This is a genomic window from Extensimonas soli, from assembly GCF_029211265.1.
Taxonomy (GTDB): Bacteria; Pseudomonadota; Gammaproteobacteria; order Burkholderiales; family Burkholderiaceae_C; genus Extensimonas; species Extensimonas soli.
Genome location: NZ_JARGEL010000028.1, coordinates 90,322 through 103,331 on the forward strand (window position 1 = coordinate 90,322; position 13,010 = coordinate 103,331).

Consider the following 13,010-nt stretch of genomic DNA (forward strand, 5'->3'; position numbering starts at 1 on the left):
TGAGATTGATTGGTGCCGATTGTCGGATTCGAACTGACGACCTACCGCTTACAAGGCGGGTGCTCTACCAGCTGAGCTAAATCGGCGAAGCGGTGATTCTACTTGCAAATAACGCCCCAAAACTGGTCAAAATGGAGCGCATTCACTCATTTGATGCGCTTAAGTGCGGGCCGCGCGCCACCGCCAGACGGACGGGGCGGCTCGGGGGAATCGTCACCGTCCTCTGCATCGTCTGCCGAAGCCTGCAGCGGCACGAGCTGCACCACACGCTCCTCCGTGTGGTTGTCAGCGCCGGGCGCTGCAGCGCTTGCGCCGCGTGCGGGCTTGGGAGCACGCGAGGGTGCTGCTGGCGTCGTCGTTTCAGCCGGACTTTCCATGGGCGGCGGAAATGCCATGCCCTGGCTGTTTTCGCGCGCATAGATGGCAACGACGCGCTCCACCGGCACCATGATGTCGCGCGGGCGGCCGCCGAAACGGGCTTTGAACGTGATCAGGTCATTGCCGAGCTGCAAACTGCCGGTCGCGTCATAGCTGACGTTGAGCACGATTTCGCCATCCTTGACGTACTCGCGCGGCACATCGACCGTGGCGTCGACACTCACCGCGAGGTAAGGTGTGAAACCGTTGTCCGTGCACCATTCGTGGATGGCGCGGATCAGGTACGGGCGTGTGGAGCTGGGTTCCAGAGAGGTCATGCGAGGCGCCAATCGGAGGTACGGATCGAGTTTTTTATTTGCGCATGACCTTCTCGGACGGAGTCAGCGCCTCGATGTAGGCCGGACGCGAAAAAATGCGCTCGGCATATTTGAGCAGTGGGGCCGCATTCTTGCTGAGCTCAATGCCATAGTAATCAAGACGCCACAGCAAGGGCGCAATGGCGACGTCCAGCATGGAAAAATGTTCTCCGAGCATATATTTGTTCTTGAGGAACACCGGCGCCAGCTGCGTCAGGCGGTCGCGGATATGTGCGCGTGCTTTTTCCAGATTTTTCTCATTGCCCTTGGTGGCGCGCGACTCGAGCGTGTGCACGTGCACGAAGAGCTCTTTTTCGAAATTCAGCAGGAACAAGCGCACGCGCGCACGATCGACCGGATCGCCCGGCATCAGCTGCGGATGCGGAAAGCGCTCGTCGATGTATTCGTTGATGATGTTCGATTCGTACAGGATCAGGTCGCGCTCGACCAGGATGGGCACCTGGCCATACGGGTTCATGACGCTGATGTCTTCGGGCTTGTTATAGAGGTCCACGTCGCGGATCTCGAAGTCCATGCCTTTTTCGAACAACACGAAACGGCAGCGATGCGAAAAGGGGCAGGTCGTACCTGAATAAAGCACCATCATGATGTAGCGGCTCCTGAAAATCAAAAGAGTGGGCACCCGCAAAGCGCCCACTCTGTAAAAACTGGGTACGCCCCAATCGGGGCGCAGCCACTGTATTTGAGGATTACTTCACGTTTTTCCAATAGGCGGCATTGAGCCTCCAGGCCAGCACCGTGAAAAACGCCAGGTACAGCAGCACCCAGACCCCCACGCGCGTGCGGGTCTTTTGCGCGGGCTCGCCCATCCATTGCAGGTAGTTCACCAAGTCGGCCACGGTCTGGTCGAATTGCGCTTCGGTCATCGTTCCAGGGGCTAATTGTTCCCAGCCCTTGAGGACCTCCGTGGCATGTCCATGGCTTTCGACCTCTTCGTAGATCGGCTTGCGCTGACCCTGCAATTGCCACAAGGCGTGGGGCATGCCGACATTCGGGAAGGCCAGGTTGTTCCAGCCCGTAGCCTTGGTGTCGTCGCGGTAGAAAGTGCGCAAAAAGGTGTAAAGGTAATCGGCCCCGCTGCCGCCGGCGCCAGCGCGCGAGCGGGCGATCAGGGTCAAATCGGGCGGATTTGCGCCGAACCATTCCTTGGCCTGACGCGGGTCGATCGCGGCCTTCATGGTCTCGCCCACCTTGTCGGTGGTGAACATGAGGTTGTCCTTGATCTGTTGCTCGGTCAGACCGATGTCGCGCAAGCGGTTGTAGCGCATGAAGGCGGCGGAGTGGCAACCTACGCAGTAGTTGGCGAAAATCTTGGCGCCGTTTTGCAGCGCGCCGAGATCGGTGGTCTTGTTGGGGGCCTTGTCCCAGGCAATGGTGTTACCTGCTGCTTGGGCGGTGCCTGCAGCCAGGCCAAGGGCGGCAATGAGCGCGAGAAGGATTTTTTTCATGGTGTTCGTCTCCGGCTCAGTGGGCAGCGAAGGTCACGCGGTCGGGCATGGGCTTGGGCTCACCCACGCGGCTCCACCAGGGCATGAGCAGGAAGAAGCCGAAATAGAACAGCGTACCCACTTGCGACACGCGCTCGCCAATCGGCGAAGGCGGCTGCACACCGAGGTAGCCGAGGATCAGGAAGTTGATCACGAACAGACCGTAGAGGTACTTGTGCCAGCTCGGCCGGTAGCGGATCGATTTGACCGGGCTGTTGTCGAGCCAGGGCAGGAAGAACAGGATGACCACGGCGCCGCCCATGGCCACCACGCCCCAAAACTTGGCGTCGATCGAGAGCATCATCGCGACCACGGCAATCGCAGCCACGGCGATGATGCCCTTGAGGAAGCCCGCAAGCTTTGTTTTCAGGATACCGAACAGGGCGCCGAGCACCACGCAGGCGATGAGCGCGTACACCATTTCGCTGGTGATGGCGCGCAGCATCGAATAAAACGGCGTGAAGTACCACACCGGCGCGATGTGCAAGGGCGTCTGGAGCGGATCGGCCGGGATGAAGTTGTTGAATTCGAGGAAATAACCACCGGCTTCAGGCGCAAAGAAAATCACGGCCGCAAACACCATCAGGAACACACCGACGCCGAACACGTCGTGCACGGTGTAGTACGGATGGAAGGGCACGCCGTCCAGCGGATGGCCTTTGTCGTCCTTGGGCGCCTTGGGGCCCTTGATCTCGATGCCGTCGGGGTTGTTCGAGCCCACGTCGTGCAGCGCAAGCAAGTGCGCCACGACCAAGCCCAGCAGCACCAGCGGCACGGCGATCACGTGGAAGCTGAAGAAGCGGTTCAGCGTGGCGTCGCTGACCACGTAGTCGCCGCGGATCAGCAGCGAAAGGTCGGGGCCGATGAAGGGAATCGCGGAAAACAGGTTCACGATCACCTGCGCGCCCCAGTACGACATCTGGCCCCAGGGCAGCAGGTAGCCCATGAAGGCCTCGGCCATCAGGCACAGAAAGATCAGGCAGCCAAAGACCCACACGAGTTCGCGCGGCTTTTGGTAGCTGCCGTAGATCAGGCCGCGGTACATGTGCAGATACACCACGATGAAGAAAGCCGAGGCGCCCGTGGAGTGCATGTAGCGGATCAGCCAGCCCCAGGGCACGTCACGCATGATGTATTCGACCGAAGCGAAGGCGAGGTTCGCGTCGGGCTTGTAGTGCATCACCAGAAAGATGCCCGTGACGATCTGGATCACCAGCACCAGCAGCGCGAGCGAGCCGAAGATGTACCAGAAGTTGAAGTTCTTGGGCGCGTAATACTCCGACATGTGCACGCGGTAGGCGTCGAACAGGGTCGGAAAGCGGTTGTGCATCCAGTTGCCGAACTTGGCACCCGCGGAAGCGTTGGGAGAGATTTCCTTGAATTCAGCCATGGGGTGCTCCTTCAGGCCTTCTTGTCTTCACCGATCAGCAGGCGGGTGTCGGAGAGGTACATGTGGGGCGGGATTTCGAGGTTGTCGGGCGCAGGCTTGTTCTTGAAAACACGCCCGGCCAGATCGAAAGTAGAGCCATGGCAGGGGCAGAGCCAGCCGCCGAGCCAATCGTTGGGCAGCGAAGGTTGCGCACCCGGCGTGAACTTGTCGGAGGGCGAGCAGCCCAGGTGCGTGCAGATGCCGATGGCTACGAAGACCTCGGGCTTGATCGAGCGCCACTCGTTGCGCGCGTAGGGCGGCGTGAATTGTTCGGGATGGCGCTCGGACTTGGGGTCTGCGAGTTCGGGATCAATCTTGGGCAACGCAGCCAGTTGCTCGGGCGTGCGGCGCACGATCCAGACGGGCTTGCCGCGCCATTCCACGGTGATCTTTTCGCCCGGCTTGAGGGTGGAGATGTCCACCTCGACGGCAGCGCCGGCAGCCTTGGCGCGCTCCGAAGGCTGAAAAGTGCTCACGAAAGGTACGGCGGTTGCCACGCCGCCCACCACGCCGGCGCAGCTGGTCGCGATCAGCCACGTCCGTTTTTCGGAGTCGATGGGAGTGTCACTCATGGGATCCTCGATGAACATCGCTAGTTGGGGGTCAATCGGTGATTGTAGCGGAGCGCCTGGGGGTATTTGTCCGCATTCCCGGATGCACGATTTAGGCGATACTGGCACCGTTCGGCACTATCGCAAAAGGAGTTTCCATGGGCATGATGCAGGAATTCAAGGAGTTTGCCGTCAAGGGCAACGTGATCGACCTCGCCGTGGGCGTGATCATTGGCGGAGCGTTTGGCAAGATCGTCGATTCGGTGGTGGCCGACCTGATCATGCCCGTCGTGGGGCTGGTGTTCGGCAAGCTCGACTTTTCCAACCTGTTCGTCGTGCTCGGCGAAGCGCCCACGGGCACGGCGCACACGCTCGAGGCGCTGCGCAAGGCGGGCGTGCCCGTGTTCGCGTATGGCAACTTCATCACGGTGGCGGTGAATTTCATCATCCTCGCGTTCATCATTTTCATGATGATCAGGCAGATCAACCGCTTCAAGCGCGAGGCCCCTGCCGCAGCCACGGCACCCGCCGAGCCGCCGCCCACGCCTGAAGAAGTCGTGCTGCTGCGCGAAATCCGCGACAGCCTGCGCAGCGCTTCCAAATAGATAGCTTTTAGCGCAGACTTACAAAGCGCTACCGCCATTTTTTACCCTGAGAGTTGGCGCGCCATGCGCACCGCCGCGATCAGGCTCGCGGCGTCTGCCACGCCTTGGCCGGCGATGTCGAAGGCCGTGCCGTGGTCGGGGCTGGTGCGCACCAGCGGCAGGCCCAGCGTCACGTTCACGCCCTGCTCCACGCCCAGGTATTTGACGGGGATCAGGCCCTGGTCGTGGTACATGGCGACAACCACGTCGAACTCGCCCGCATGCGCGGGCGGCGCATGGCGCGCGCGCATGAACACCGTGTCCGGCGCAAACGGGCCCTGCGCGTCGATGCCCTGCGCGCGCGCCTGCGCGATCGCCGGCGCGATGGCCTCGATCTCCTCGCGCCCAAAGAGGCCGCCCTCGCCCGCATGTGGATTGAGCCCTGCGACCGCGATGCGCGGCGCATGCCCCAGGCTGCGCTGCAAGGCGGCATGCGTGATCTGCAAGGTCTGCAGCACGTTCGCGGGCGTGACGGCGGCTATGGCGGCGCGCAGCGGCACGTGGATGCTCACGAGCACGATGCGCAGCTCCTCATTGGCGAGCATCATGCGCACAGGCAGTTGCTCCAGCGCCACGCCTAGCAGCCTGTCGGACTTTGGAATCGTCGGCTGCGAATGCGCCGCAGCGGCCCATTTTTTACCGTCTTCTTGCCCCATAGCACCACTATGGGGCGGCGAATCCGGCAAAAACTGGCCTCGCTGGGGCCCATTCTCGCTATCGACGCCCAAAGTCCGACAGGCTGCTAGGTGCGCCGCGGCCTCGGCCTGCAGCAGCTCGGTGTGGCCGGGGTAGTGGATGCCTGCGGCGGCCAGCGCCTCCTTGTGCAGCGGCGCGGTCACGAGGGCAGCGACTTCGCCGCGCAAGGCGGCGCGCGCGGCCCACAGCACGCAATCGGCCGCCGCGCGCCCGGCCGCCGCGCTCACGCGCCCCCAGGGCTGCGGCCCCGGCAGGCCCGGCAGCTGCAGCACGGGCAGGCAGCGCGGCGGCATCTGCAGCGCCTCGGCCGGCTCCTGCAGCAAGGCCACGGGCAGCTCGGGCTGGCCTGGCAGCCTGTCGGACTTTGGAATCGTCGGCTGCGAATGCGCCGCAGCGGCCCATTTTTTACCGGCCTCTTGCCCCATAGCACCACTATGGGGCGGCGAATCCGGCAAAAACCGGCCTCGCTGGAGCCCATTCTCGCTATCGACGCCCAAAGTCCGACAGGCTGCGGGGCGCACGAGGCACTGGGCGGCGCGGCGCATGGTGGCCAGATCGCCCACGGCGAAGCAGCCGCGCAGCACCTCGGGCGCGTCGCGGAAAGCTTTGGCGACGATTTCCGGGCCTATGCCTGCGGAGTCGCCCTGGGTGATGGCGATGGGTTTCATCGTGGTTTCGAAAGAAATATGGCCTTGGCGCAGATGCAGCAAGCGCAAGCAGCTACTCTTTATGAAGCACTCTTCATGCCGGATTGTCGATGTCGATGAAGCTGTGCGCGAGGCCCCACTGCTGGGCGACATGCGCGGCCACGGCCGGGGCGCCGTAGCGCTCGGTCGCGTGGTGGCCCGCGGCGAGGTAGGCCACGCCGAGTTCACGCGCCAGGTGCGCCTGCGGCTCGGAGATTTCGCCCGTCACGAAAGCCTGCGCGCCGGCGGCGACGGCGGCCTCGAAATAGCTCTGCGCGCCGCCCGTGCACCAGGCGACGCGCGTGATCGGCTGCGCCGCCTGTGCGCCAGGGCCCGGCGGCACCAGCGTCACGGGGTGGCGCAGCACCTGCGCGACGTGGTCAGCCAGCGCCTGCACATCAGCGTAGTGCACGGCGGCAACGCAGCCGAGGTCTTGCTCGCCAAAGCGCGCCAGGGGCCTCCAGCCAAGCTCGTGCCCGAGGCGCACGTTGTTGCCCAACTCGGCGTGCGCATCCAGCGGCAGGTGGTAGGCGAACAGGTTGATGTCGTGCGCGAGCAGCAATTGCAGGCGCTGCTTCATCCAGCCCGTGACGCGCCCGTCCTGCCCGCGCCAGAACAGGCCGTGGTGCACGAAGATCGCGTCGGCGCGCGCGGCGATCGCGGCCTCGATCAGCGCCCGGCTCGCGGTGACGCCGCTCACGATGTGGCGGATCTGCGCCCTGCCCTCGACCTGCAAGCCGTTGGGGCCGTAGTCCTTGAAACGCTCGGGCTGCAGCAGGCCGTCAAAGGCTTGCAACAGCTGCGTGCGGGAGATGCCGTGTGCACTGGTGTCCATGTGCATGATTGTCGCTTCTGCGCGCCGGCTGCACGCGGGAGATCACGGTATTGGTGCCTGCACCGGGCTTGACCATCCGCAGGTATCCGTGCACGATGCCTTTCCCGACAGTCCGGTTTGCCGCGTGCAGAAAGCAAACCTCTGTGCCGATAAAGTCAGCCAAGGAGACACCCATGGTCCGCCCCGCCCTGATCACCAAGCCGCCCGCGGCCGGCCCTGTGCGGCCCCACATCGCCGATGTGGCGGACTATGCCGCGCAGTGCCGGGCCTTCCGCTGGGAAACGGTGCGCCAGATGCTCGACGGCCTGCCCGGCGGCGGCCTGAATATCGCGCACGAAGCGGTGGATCGCCATGCGCGTGGGCCGCGTGGCAAGCATGTGGCGTTTCGCTTTCTCGGCGCCCAGGGCGCGCAGGATGTGACCTACCTGCAGCTGTCGCAGCAGACCAACCGGTTCGCCAACGTGCTACGGCGCCTGGGCGTGGGCCGGGGCGAGCGGCTGTTCCTGTTGACGGGGCGCATTCCCGCGCTCTACACGGCCGTGCTGGGCAGCTTCAAGAATGGCACCGTGGTCACGCCGCTGTTTTCGGCCTTCGGCCCCGAGCCTATCGCCACGCGCATCAACCTGGCCCAGGCCACGGTGCTGGTGACCACCGAAAGCCTGTACCGGCGCAAGATCGCCCCCATGCGCGACCAGCTGCCTACGCTGCGGCACGTGCTGCTGGTGGGCGACAGCGGGCCTGCTGCCAGCATCGAAGGCACGCACGACCTGGAACGCCTGATGCACGAGGCCTCCGACGTTTTCGACATCGTGCCCACGCAGCCCGAAGACCTGTCGCTGTTGCACTTCACGAGCGGCACCACCGGCACGCCCAAGGGCGCCATGCACGTGCATGGTGCGGTGCTCACGCACTGGGCCGCCGGCTACTTCGCGCTCGACCTGCATCCCGAGGACATTTTCTGGTGCACGGCCGACCCGGGCTGGGTCACGGGCACGTCCTGCGGCATCATCGCGCCGCTGCTGCTGGGCGTGACCTCCATCATCGACGAGGCCGACTTCGACGCCGAGCGCTGGTACCGCATCCTGCAGGAACAGGAGGTGAGCGTCTGGTACACCGCGCCCACCGCGGTCCGCATGCTCATGAAAAGCGGCCCCGAACTGGCGCGGCGCTACCGCTTCCCCAAGCTGCGCTTCATCGCCAGCGTGGGCGAGCCGCTGAACCCCGAGGCCGTCTGGTGGGGGCAGGAGGTGCTGGGCCTGCCCATCCACGACAACTGGTGGCAGACCGAGACCGGCGGCATCATGATCGCCAACCTGCCAGGTCTGCCGATCAAGCCCGGCTCCATGGGCGTGCCGCTGCCGGGCATAGAGGCCGCCATCGCACGCCAGCGCGAAGACGGCTCGATCGAACTCATCGAGCAGCCCGACACCGAAGGCGAACTGGTGCTCAGGCGCGGCTGGCCCGGCATGTTGCGCGGCTACCTGAACAACGAAGCGCGCTTTCAGAAATGCCTGGCTGGCGACTGGTACCTGAGCGGCGACCTCGCACGCCGCGACGCCGACGGCTACTACTGGTTCGTGGGGCGCAGCGACGACGTGATCAAGTCGGCCGGCCACCTGATCGGCCCCTTCGAAGTCGAAAGCGCCCTGATGGAACACCCCGCCGTCGCCGAGGCCGGCGTGATCGGCAAGCCCGACCCCGTGGTGGGCGAGGTGGTCAAGGCCTTCGTGTCGCTGAAGACGGGGTTCGCGCCCGATGAAGCGCTGCGCAAGGAACTGCTGGGCCACGCGCGCAAGAAACTCGGGGCCGCGGTGGCGCCCAAGGAAATCGACTTTCTGCCGGTGCTGCCGCGCACGCGCAGCGGCAAGATCATGCGCCGCCTGCTCAAGGCGCGCGAGTTGGGCCTGCCCGAAGGCGACACCTCGACCCTGGAGGCCGGCGCATGAACGCTGCTGCCACCTCCGCGCCCCCCATAGCCCCGGCGCTGGCGCTGCGGCTGCTGGCCGACATGCTGCGCATCCGCCGCATGGAAGAAAAATGCGCCGAACTGTACGGCGCGCTCAAGATCCGCGGCTTCCTGCACCTCTACATCGGCGAGGAAGCCTGCGCCACGGGCGCGCTGCACGCGCTCGAAGCCGAGGACAACGTCGTCGCCACCTACCGCGAACACGGTCACGCCCTGCTCAAGGGCACGCCCATGAACGCCATCATGGCCGAAATGTTCGGCAAGGCCACGGGCTGCTCGCGCGGACGTGGCGGCTCCATGCACCTGTTCGACGCAGCGCGGCGCTTTTATGGCGGCAACGCCATCGTCGGCGGCGGCCTGCCGCTGGCCGTCGGGCTGGCGCTGGCCGACCAAATGCAGGGCGTACAGCGCGTCACGGCCTGCTTTTTCGGTGAGGGCGCAATGGCCGAGGGCGCTTTCCACGAGTCAATGAACCTCGCCGCGCTGTGGCAGCTGCCGGTGCTGTTCTGCTGCGAAAACAACCTCTACGCCATGGGCACGGCGCTGGCGCGCTCGGAATCGCAGACTGACCTGTGCGCCAAGGCCGCCAGCTACCGCATGCCTGCCGCGCCGGTGGACGGCATGGACGTACAGGCCGTGTACCAGGCCACGCGCGCGGCCGCGCAGCAGGTGCGCGCAGGCAGCGGGCCGCAGTTTCTCGAATACCAGACCTACCGCTTTCGCGCCCACTCCATGTTCGACCCCGAGCTGTACCGCGACAAGGCCGAGGTCGCGCAGTGGAAGGAGCGCGGGCCGATCCACAATTACTCGACCCGGCTCAAGGCGGCCGGCCAGCTGACTGAAGCCGCGTTTCTGGAGCTCGACGCGCAGGCCGAGGCCGAGGTGCAGGCGGCCGTCGCCTACGCCGAGGCAGCCCCGTGGGAGCCCATCGAAGACCTGCTCAAGGATGTCTGCACCCCGCCCCAGGCGCCCCAGGAGAACGCATGAAAATCAGCTACCGTGAAGCCATGCGTCTGGCGCTGCAGGAGGCGCTGGCCGCCGATCCGCGCGTCTTCCTGATGGGCGAGGACGTGGGCCGCTACGGCGGCAGCTACGCCGTCTCCAAGGGCCTGCTGGAACAGTTTGGGCCCGAGCGCGTGCGCGACACACCCCTGTCGGAGCTGGGCTTCGTGGGCGCCGGCATCGGCGCCGCGCTGGGCGGCATGCGCCCCATCGTGGAGGTCATGACCGTCAACTTCAGCCTGCTGGCGCTCGATGCAATCGTCAACACCGCCGCTGCGCTGCGCCACATGTCGGGCGGGCAATTGTCCGTGCCGCTGGTCATTCGCATGGCCACCGGGGCGGGGCGGCAGATCGCGGCCCAGCACTCGCACAGCCTGGAAAACTGGTACGCCCATGTGCCCGGCCTGCGCGTGCTGGCCCCGGCCACGGTGGCGGACGCGCGCGGCATGCTGGCACCGGCCCTGGCCGACCCCGACCCCGTGGTCATCTTCGAGCATGCGCAGCTCTACAACCTCGAAGACGAGCTGCCCGCGGACTGGGGCGGCGACATCGCGCACGCCGCCGTGCGGCGCAGCGGCACGCAACTCAGCCTGATCACCTACGGCGGCAATCTGCCCAAGGCCCTGCAGGCCGCACAGACGCTGGCGGACGAAGGCATCTCGGTCGAAGTGCTCGATCTGCGCGTGCTGCGCCCGCTGGACCTGAGCGGCATCACCGCCTCGGTACGCAAGACGCGCCGCGCCGTGGTCGTGGACGAAGGCTGGAAAACCGGCAGCCTGGCCGGCGAAATCATGGCCACCATCATGGAAAACTGTTTTTACGACCTCGACGCCCCCGTGGTCCGCGTGTGCAGCCAGGAGGTGCCCATTCCCTACGCCAAGCACCTCGAAGACGCCGCCCTGCCCCAGGTGCCCGGCATCGTCCGTGCCGTCAAGGAGGTGTTGAATGTTTGAATTCAAACTGCCCTCGCTCGGCGCCGACATGGACCAGGGCAAGCTGCTGGTGTGGCATGTGCAACCCGGCGACACCGTGCACAAAGGCCAGGTGGTGGCGGTGGTCGATACCTCCAAGGCCGCCGTGGACGTCGAGATATGGCAGGAGGGCACGGTGTGGCAACTGCTCGTGCAGCCCGGCGCAACCGTGCCCGTGGGCACCCCATTGGCCACTTTGCTGGCGCCGGGGGAACAGCCCCCTGCGGGCGGCGCGCCGGCGCCCAAGCCCGCTGCCGTACCCGCGCAGCCCGCCGTGTCCGAAGCCCCGGCGCAGGCGACCCCGGTGCGGGTTGCCGCCGTAGCCGCAGCTGCCGTGGCGACACCACCGCCACCCCCCGGCCGCCGTCCCGCTTCTCCGGCCGCGCGCCAGCGGGCCCAGGCGCTGGGGCTGGAGCTGTCGCACCTCACCGGCAGCGGAGCGGGAGGGGCAATCACCCTCGCCGACGTCGAGCGCGCCGCCGCCCAGGCTGCAAACCAGGTCGCAGGCCAGGCCGGCGCCCCTGCCCAGCCCGCAGCTGCGGTGGCAGCCGCAAAATCTTCCGCCGCCAACCGGCAGGCCGAGATGCGCCGCACCATCGGCGAGGCCATGGCGCGCTCCAAGCGCGAAATCCCGCACTACTACCTGCTCGAAACCATCCCCATGGCGCGGGCCCAGCAGTGGCTGCTGCAGACCAACGCCACGCGGCCGATCACCGACCGCCTGCTCATGGCCGTGCTGCAGCTCAAGGCCGTGGCGCTGGCGCTGCAGCAGTTTCCCGCGATGAACGGCTTTTACCGTGACGGTGCCTTCCAGCCCGCGCGCAGCAGCCACATCGGCGTTGCCATCTCGCTGCGCCAGGGCGGCCTCATCGCCCCCGCCCTGCACGACGTGGCGCAACAGCCGCTCGATCAGCTCATGCGCAATCTTTCCGACCTGGTGCGGCGCGCGCGGGCAGGCTCGCTGCGCAGCTCGGAGCTCTCGGACGCCTCGATCACCGTGACCAATCTGGGCGACCAGGGCGTCGAGGCCGTGCTCGGCGTCATCTACCCGCCCCAGGTGGCGCTGGTAGGCTTCGGCCGGATTGCGCTGAGGCCCTGGGTACAGGACGATGGCCAGCTGTGCGCTGCGCCCACCGTGACCGCATCGCTCGCGGCCGACCACCGCGTTTCCGACGGCCACGACGGCGCCCTGTTTCTGGCCGCGGTGCGCGACGCGCTGCAGCGGCCGCAGGATCTTTGATCAACGGCAGATTGAACCGGAGCACCAACGCATGACCCCCGCCGAACTGCGCAGCCGCGTGCTTGCCACGCTGCAATCGATCGCCCCCGAAATCGAGCCCGCCGAGCTGCGCGACGAAATTCCCCTGCGCCAGCAGGTGGACCTCGATTCGATGGACTGGCTCCACTTCCTGACCGGGCTGCACGAAGACTTGCAGGTGGACATCCCCGAGGCCGATTACGGTCGGCTGGTCACGCTAACCGACGTACTGACCTACCTGCGCGCGCGGCTGGAGCCAAAAAGCGGCGGCTGACGGGAAACTGCACCGCCGTCCATCCCCACGCAAAGACCGAAAGCATCTGGGCGCGCAGGCCAGGCGCGAACCAAATACGCTCCGCCTCCTCTCAGCGCAGCAGCAGCCACTGGCTGCTCGCGCAGGCCAGCACCAGCGCACCGTAGGTGAGCATCTTGCCGTCGCGCCCGAGCAGCACGATCCCGGCCACGAGCACGGCCGCGCCAACTATGAAAAGAATAGCTGCTTGTACCCCCCAGGAGAGCTTTGAAGGCCTTTTCCGCATGAAAACCTGCGTCCCCGCGACGAGCAGCAGCGCCACGCCCGCGGCGGGCGCAAGGAAGTTCAGCAAATGGTCGAGGGCGGCGAGCAGAGACATGAAAAATTGATCGGCATCAAGCCTTTTGCACATACGAGGCACGGCGGGGGCGTCGGCAGGACATCGCTGGATGCACCGGGGGGGCGCAAATTTTATAA

14 protein-coding genes and 1 tRNA gene are annotated in these 13,010 nt (G+C 65.8%); 6 read left to right on the forward strand and 9 right to left on the reverse strand.

Translation table 11 applies throughout. The annotated features are described in order from the left end of the window. Nucleotides 1-10 precede the first annotated feature (10 nt). The 6 genes from PYV55_RS13250 to petA all read right to left on the reverse strand — a co-directional run bounded on the left by PYV55_RS13250 (nt 11) and on the right by petA (nt 4,243). Nucleotides 11-86 (reverse strand) — tRNA-Thr (locus PYV55_RS13250). A gap of 60 nt (nt 87-146) precedes the next feature. After that, entirely contained in the window at nt 147-695 is a 549-nt protein-coding gene (locus PYV55_RS13255; RefSeq protein WP_275852023.1) for a ClpXP protease specificity-enhancing factor, read from the reverse strand. Between the two features lie 34 nt (nt 696-729). Then, complete coding sequence (locus PYV55_RS13260) at nt 730-1,341, reverse strand: glutathione S-transferase N-terminal domain-containing protein (RefSeq protein WP_275852025.1); 612 nt, start codon at nt 1,339-1,341, stop codon at nt 730-732. A 103-nt stretch (nt 1,342-1,444) separates the two neighbouring features. Next, complete coding sequence (locus PYV55_RS13265) at nt 1,445-2,203, reverse strand: cytochrome c1 (protein WP_275852026.1); 759 nt, start codon at nt 2,201-2,203, stop codon at nt 1,445-1,447. Nucleotides 2,204-2,219: 16 nt separating this feature from the next. After that, nucleotides 2,220-3,632 (reverse strand): cytochrome b, encoded by a 1,413-nt coding sequence (locus PYV55_RS13270; RefSeq protein ID WP_275852028.1) that lies wholly within the window; start codon nt 3,630-3,632, stop codon nt 2,220-2,222. 11 nt (nt 3,633-3,643) lie between these two features. Then, nucleotides 3,644-4,243: a ubiquinol-cytochrome c reductase iron-sulfur subunit gene (gene petA / locus PYV55_RS13275; protein ID WP_275852030.1), complete on the reverse strand. Its 600-nt coding sequence runs from the start codon at nt 4,241-4,243 to the stop codon at nt 3,644-3,646. Between the two features lie 137 nt (nt 4,244-4,380). Here petA and mscL point away from each other — a divergent pair, with 137 nt between their 5' ends. Continuing rightward, entirely contained in the window at nt 4,381-4,827 is a 447-nt protein-coding gene (gene mscL / locus PYV55_RS13280) for a large conductance mechanosensitive channel protein MscL (protein ID WP_275852033.1), read from the forward strand. Nucleotides 4,828-4,868: 41 nt separating this feature from the next. Here the strand turns inward: mscL and PYV55_RS13285 are convergent, their stop codons facing one another. Together PYV55_RS13285 and PYV55_RS13290 are read right to left on the reverse strand one after the other, a co-directional pair. After that, nucleotides 4,869-6,230 (reverse strand): PdxA family dehydrogenase, encoded by a 1,362-nt coding sequence (locus tag PYV55_RS13285; protein WP_345803596.1) that lies wholly within the window; start codon nt 6,228-6,230, stop codon nt 4,869-4,871. A 73-nt stretch (nt 6,231-6,303) separates the two neighbouring features. Further along, nucleotides 6,304-7,089 carry a Nif3-like dinuclear metal center hexameric protein gene (locus tag PYV55_RS13290; RefSeq protein WP_275852035.1) on the reverse strand — a complete coding sequence of 262 codons (786 nt, stop codon included), beginning with the start codon at nt 7,087-7,089 and terminating at the stop codon, nt 6,304-6,306. Between the two features lie 167 nt (nt 7,090-7,256). Between PYV55_RS13290 and acsA the strand changes: the two genes are divergently transcribed. The 5 genes from acsA to PYV55_RS13315 are packed head-to-tail and all read left to right on the forward strand — an operon-like array spanning nt 7,257 to nt 12,554. Further along, nucleotides 7,257-9,029, forward strand: a complete 1,773-nt coding sequence (gene acsA / locus PYV55_RS13295) for an acetate--CoA ligase (protein ID WP_275852037.1) — start codon at nt 7,257-7,259, stop codon at nt 9,027-9,029. Continuing rightward, nucleotides 9,026-10,036 (forward strand): pyruvate dehydrogenase (acetyl-transferring) E1 component subunit alpha, encoded by a 1,011-nt coding sequence (gene pdhA, locus PYV55_RS13300; RefSeq protein ID WP_275852039.1) that lies wholly within the window; start codon nt 9,026-9,028, stop codon nt 10,034-10,036. Before acsA ends, pdhA begins: the two co-directional genes overlap by 4 nt. After that, on the forward strand, nt 10,033-11,004 hold the full coding sequence (locus PYV55_RS13305; protein WP_275852041.1) for an alpha-ketoacid dehydrogenase subunit beta: 972 nt from the start codon (nt 10,033-10,035) through the stop codon (nt 11,002-11,004). The genes pdhA and PYV55_RS13305 overlap by 4 nt, the downstream gene beginning before the upstream one ends. Continuing rightward, nucleotides 10,997-12,262, forward strand: a complete 1,266-nt coding sequence (locus PYV55_RS13310; RefSeq protein WP_275852043.1) for a dihydrolipoamide acetyltransferase family protein — start codon at nt 10,997-10,999, stop codon at nt 12,260-12,262. The genes PYV55_RS13305 and PYV55_RS13310 overlap by 8 nt, the downstream gene beginning before the upstream one ends. Nucleotides 12,263-12,293: 31 nt before the next feature. Next, nucleotides 12,294-12,554 (forward strand): acyl carrier protein, encoded by a 261-nt coding sequence (locus tag PYV55_RS13315; protein WP_275852045.1) that lies wholly within the window; start codon nt 12,294-12,296, stop codon nt 12,552-12,554. Nucleotides 12,555-12,645: 91 nt separating this feature from the next. On the opposite strand, the gene PYV55_RS13320 is transcribed toward PYV55_RS13315, so the two are convergent. Continuing rightward, nucleotides 12,646-12,912, reverse strand: a complete 267-nt coding sequence (locus PYV55_RS13320; RefSeq protein ID WP_275852047.1) for a hypothetical protein — start codon at nt 12,910-12,912, stop codon at nt 12,646-12,648. Nucleotides 12,913-13,010: the final 98 nt, after the last annotated feature.

What these genes read in the sequence shown, in the direction of transcription:
- PYV55_RS13255 (WP_275852023.1), bottom strand. Translation starts at nt 695, where the DNA reads ATGACCTCTCTGGAACCCAGCTCCACACGCCCGTACCTGATCCGCGCC.
- PYV55_RS13260 (WP_275852025.1), bottom strand. Translation starts at nt 1,341, where the DNA reads ATGATGGTGCTTTATTCAGGTACGACCTGCCCCTTTTCGCATCGCTGC.
- PYV55_RS13265 (WP_275852026.1), bottom strand. Translation starts at nt 2,203, where the DNA reads ATGAAAAAAATCCTTCTCGCGCTCATTGCCGCCCTTGGCCTGGCTGCA.
- PYV55_RS13270 (WP_275852028.1), bottom strand. Translation starts at nt 3,632, where the DNA reads ATGGCTGAATTCAAGGAAATCTCTCCCAACGCTTCCGCGGGTGCCAAG.
- petA (WP_275852030.1), bottom strand. Translation starts at nt 4,243, where the DNA reads ATGAGTGACACTCCCATCGACTCCGAAAAACGGACGTGGCTGATCGCG.
- mscL (WP_275852033.1), top strand. Translation starts at nt 4,381, where the DNA reads ATGGGCATGATGCAGGAATTCAAGGAGTTTGCCGTCAAGGGCAACGTG.
- PYV55_RS13285 (WP_345803596.1), bottom strand. Translation starts at nt 6,230, where the DNA reads ATGAAACCCATCGCCATCACCCAGGGCGACTCCGCAGGCATAGGCCCG.
- PYV55_RS13290 (WP_275852035.1), bottom strand. Translation starts at nt 7,089, where the DNA reads ATGCACATGGACACCAGTGCACACGGCATCTCCCGCACGCAGCTGTTG.
- acsA (WP_275852037.1), top strand. Translation starts at nt 7,257, where the DNA reads ATGGTCCGCCCCGCCCTGATCACCAAGCCGCCCGCGGCCGGCCCTGTG.
- pdhA (WP_275852039.1), top strand. Translation starts at nt 9,026, where the DNA reads ATGAACGCTGCTGCCACCTCCGCGCCCCCCATAGCCCCGGCGCTGGCG.
- PYV55_RS13305 (WP_275852041.1), top strand. Translation starts at nt 10,033, where the DNA reads ATGAAAATCAGCTACCGTGAAGCCATGCGTCTGGCGCTGCAGGAGGCG.
- PYV55_RS13310 (WP_275852043.1), top strand. Translation starts at nt 10,997, where the DNA reads ATGTTTGAATTCAAACTGCCCTCGCTCGGCGCCGACATGGACCAGGGC.
- PYV55_RS13315 (WP_275852045.1), top strand. Translation starts at nt 12,294, where the DNA reads ATGACCCCCGCCGAACTGCGCAGCCGCGTGCTTGCCACGCTGCAATCG.
- PYV55_RS13320 (WP_275852047.1), bottom strand. Translation starts at nt 12,912, where the DNA reads ATGTCTCTGCTCGCCGCCCTCGACCATTTGCTGAACTTCCTTGCGCCC.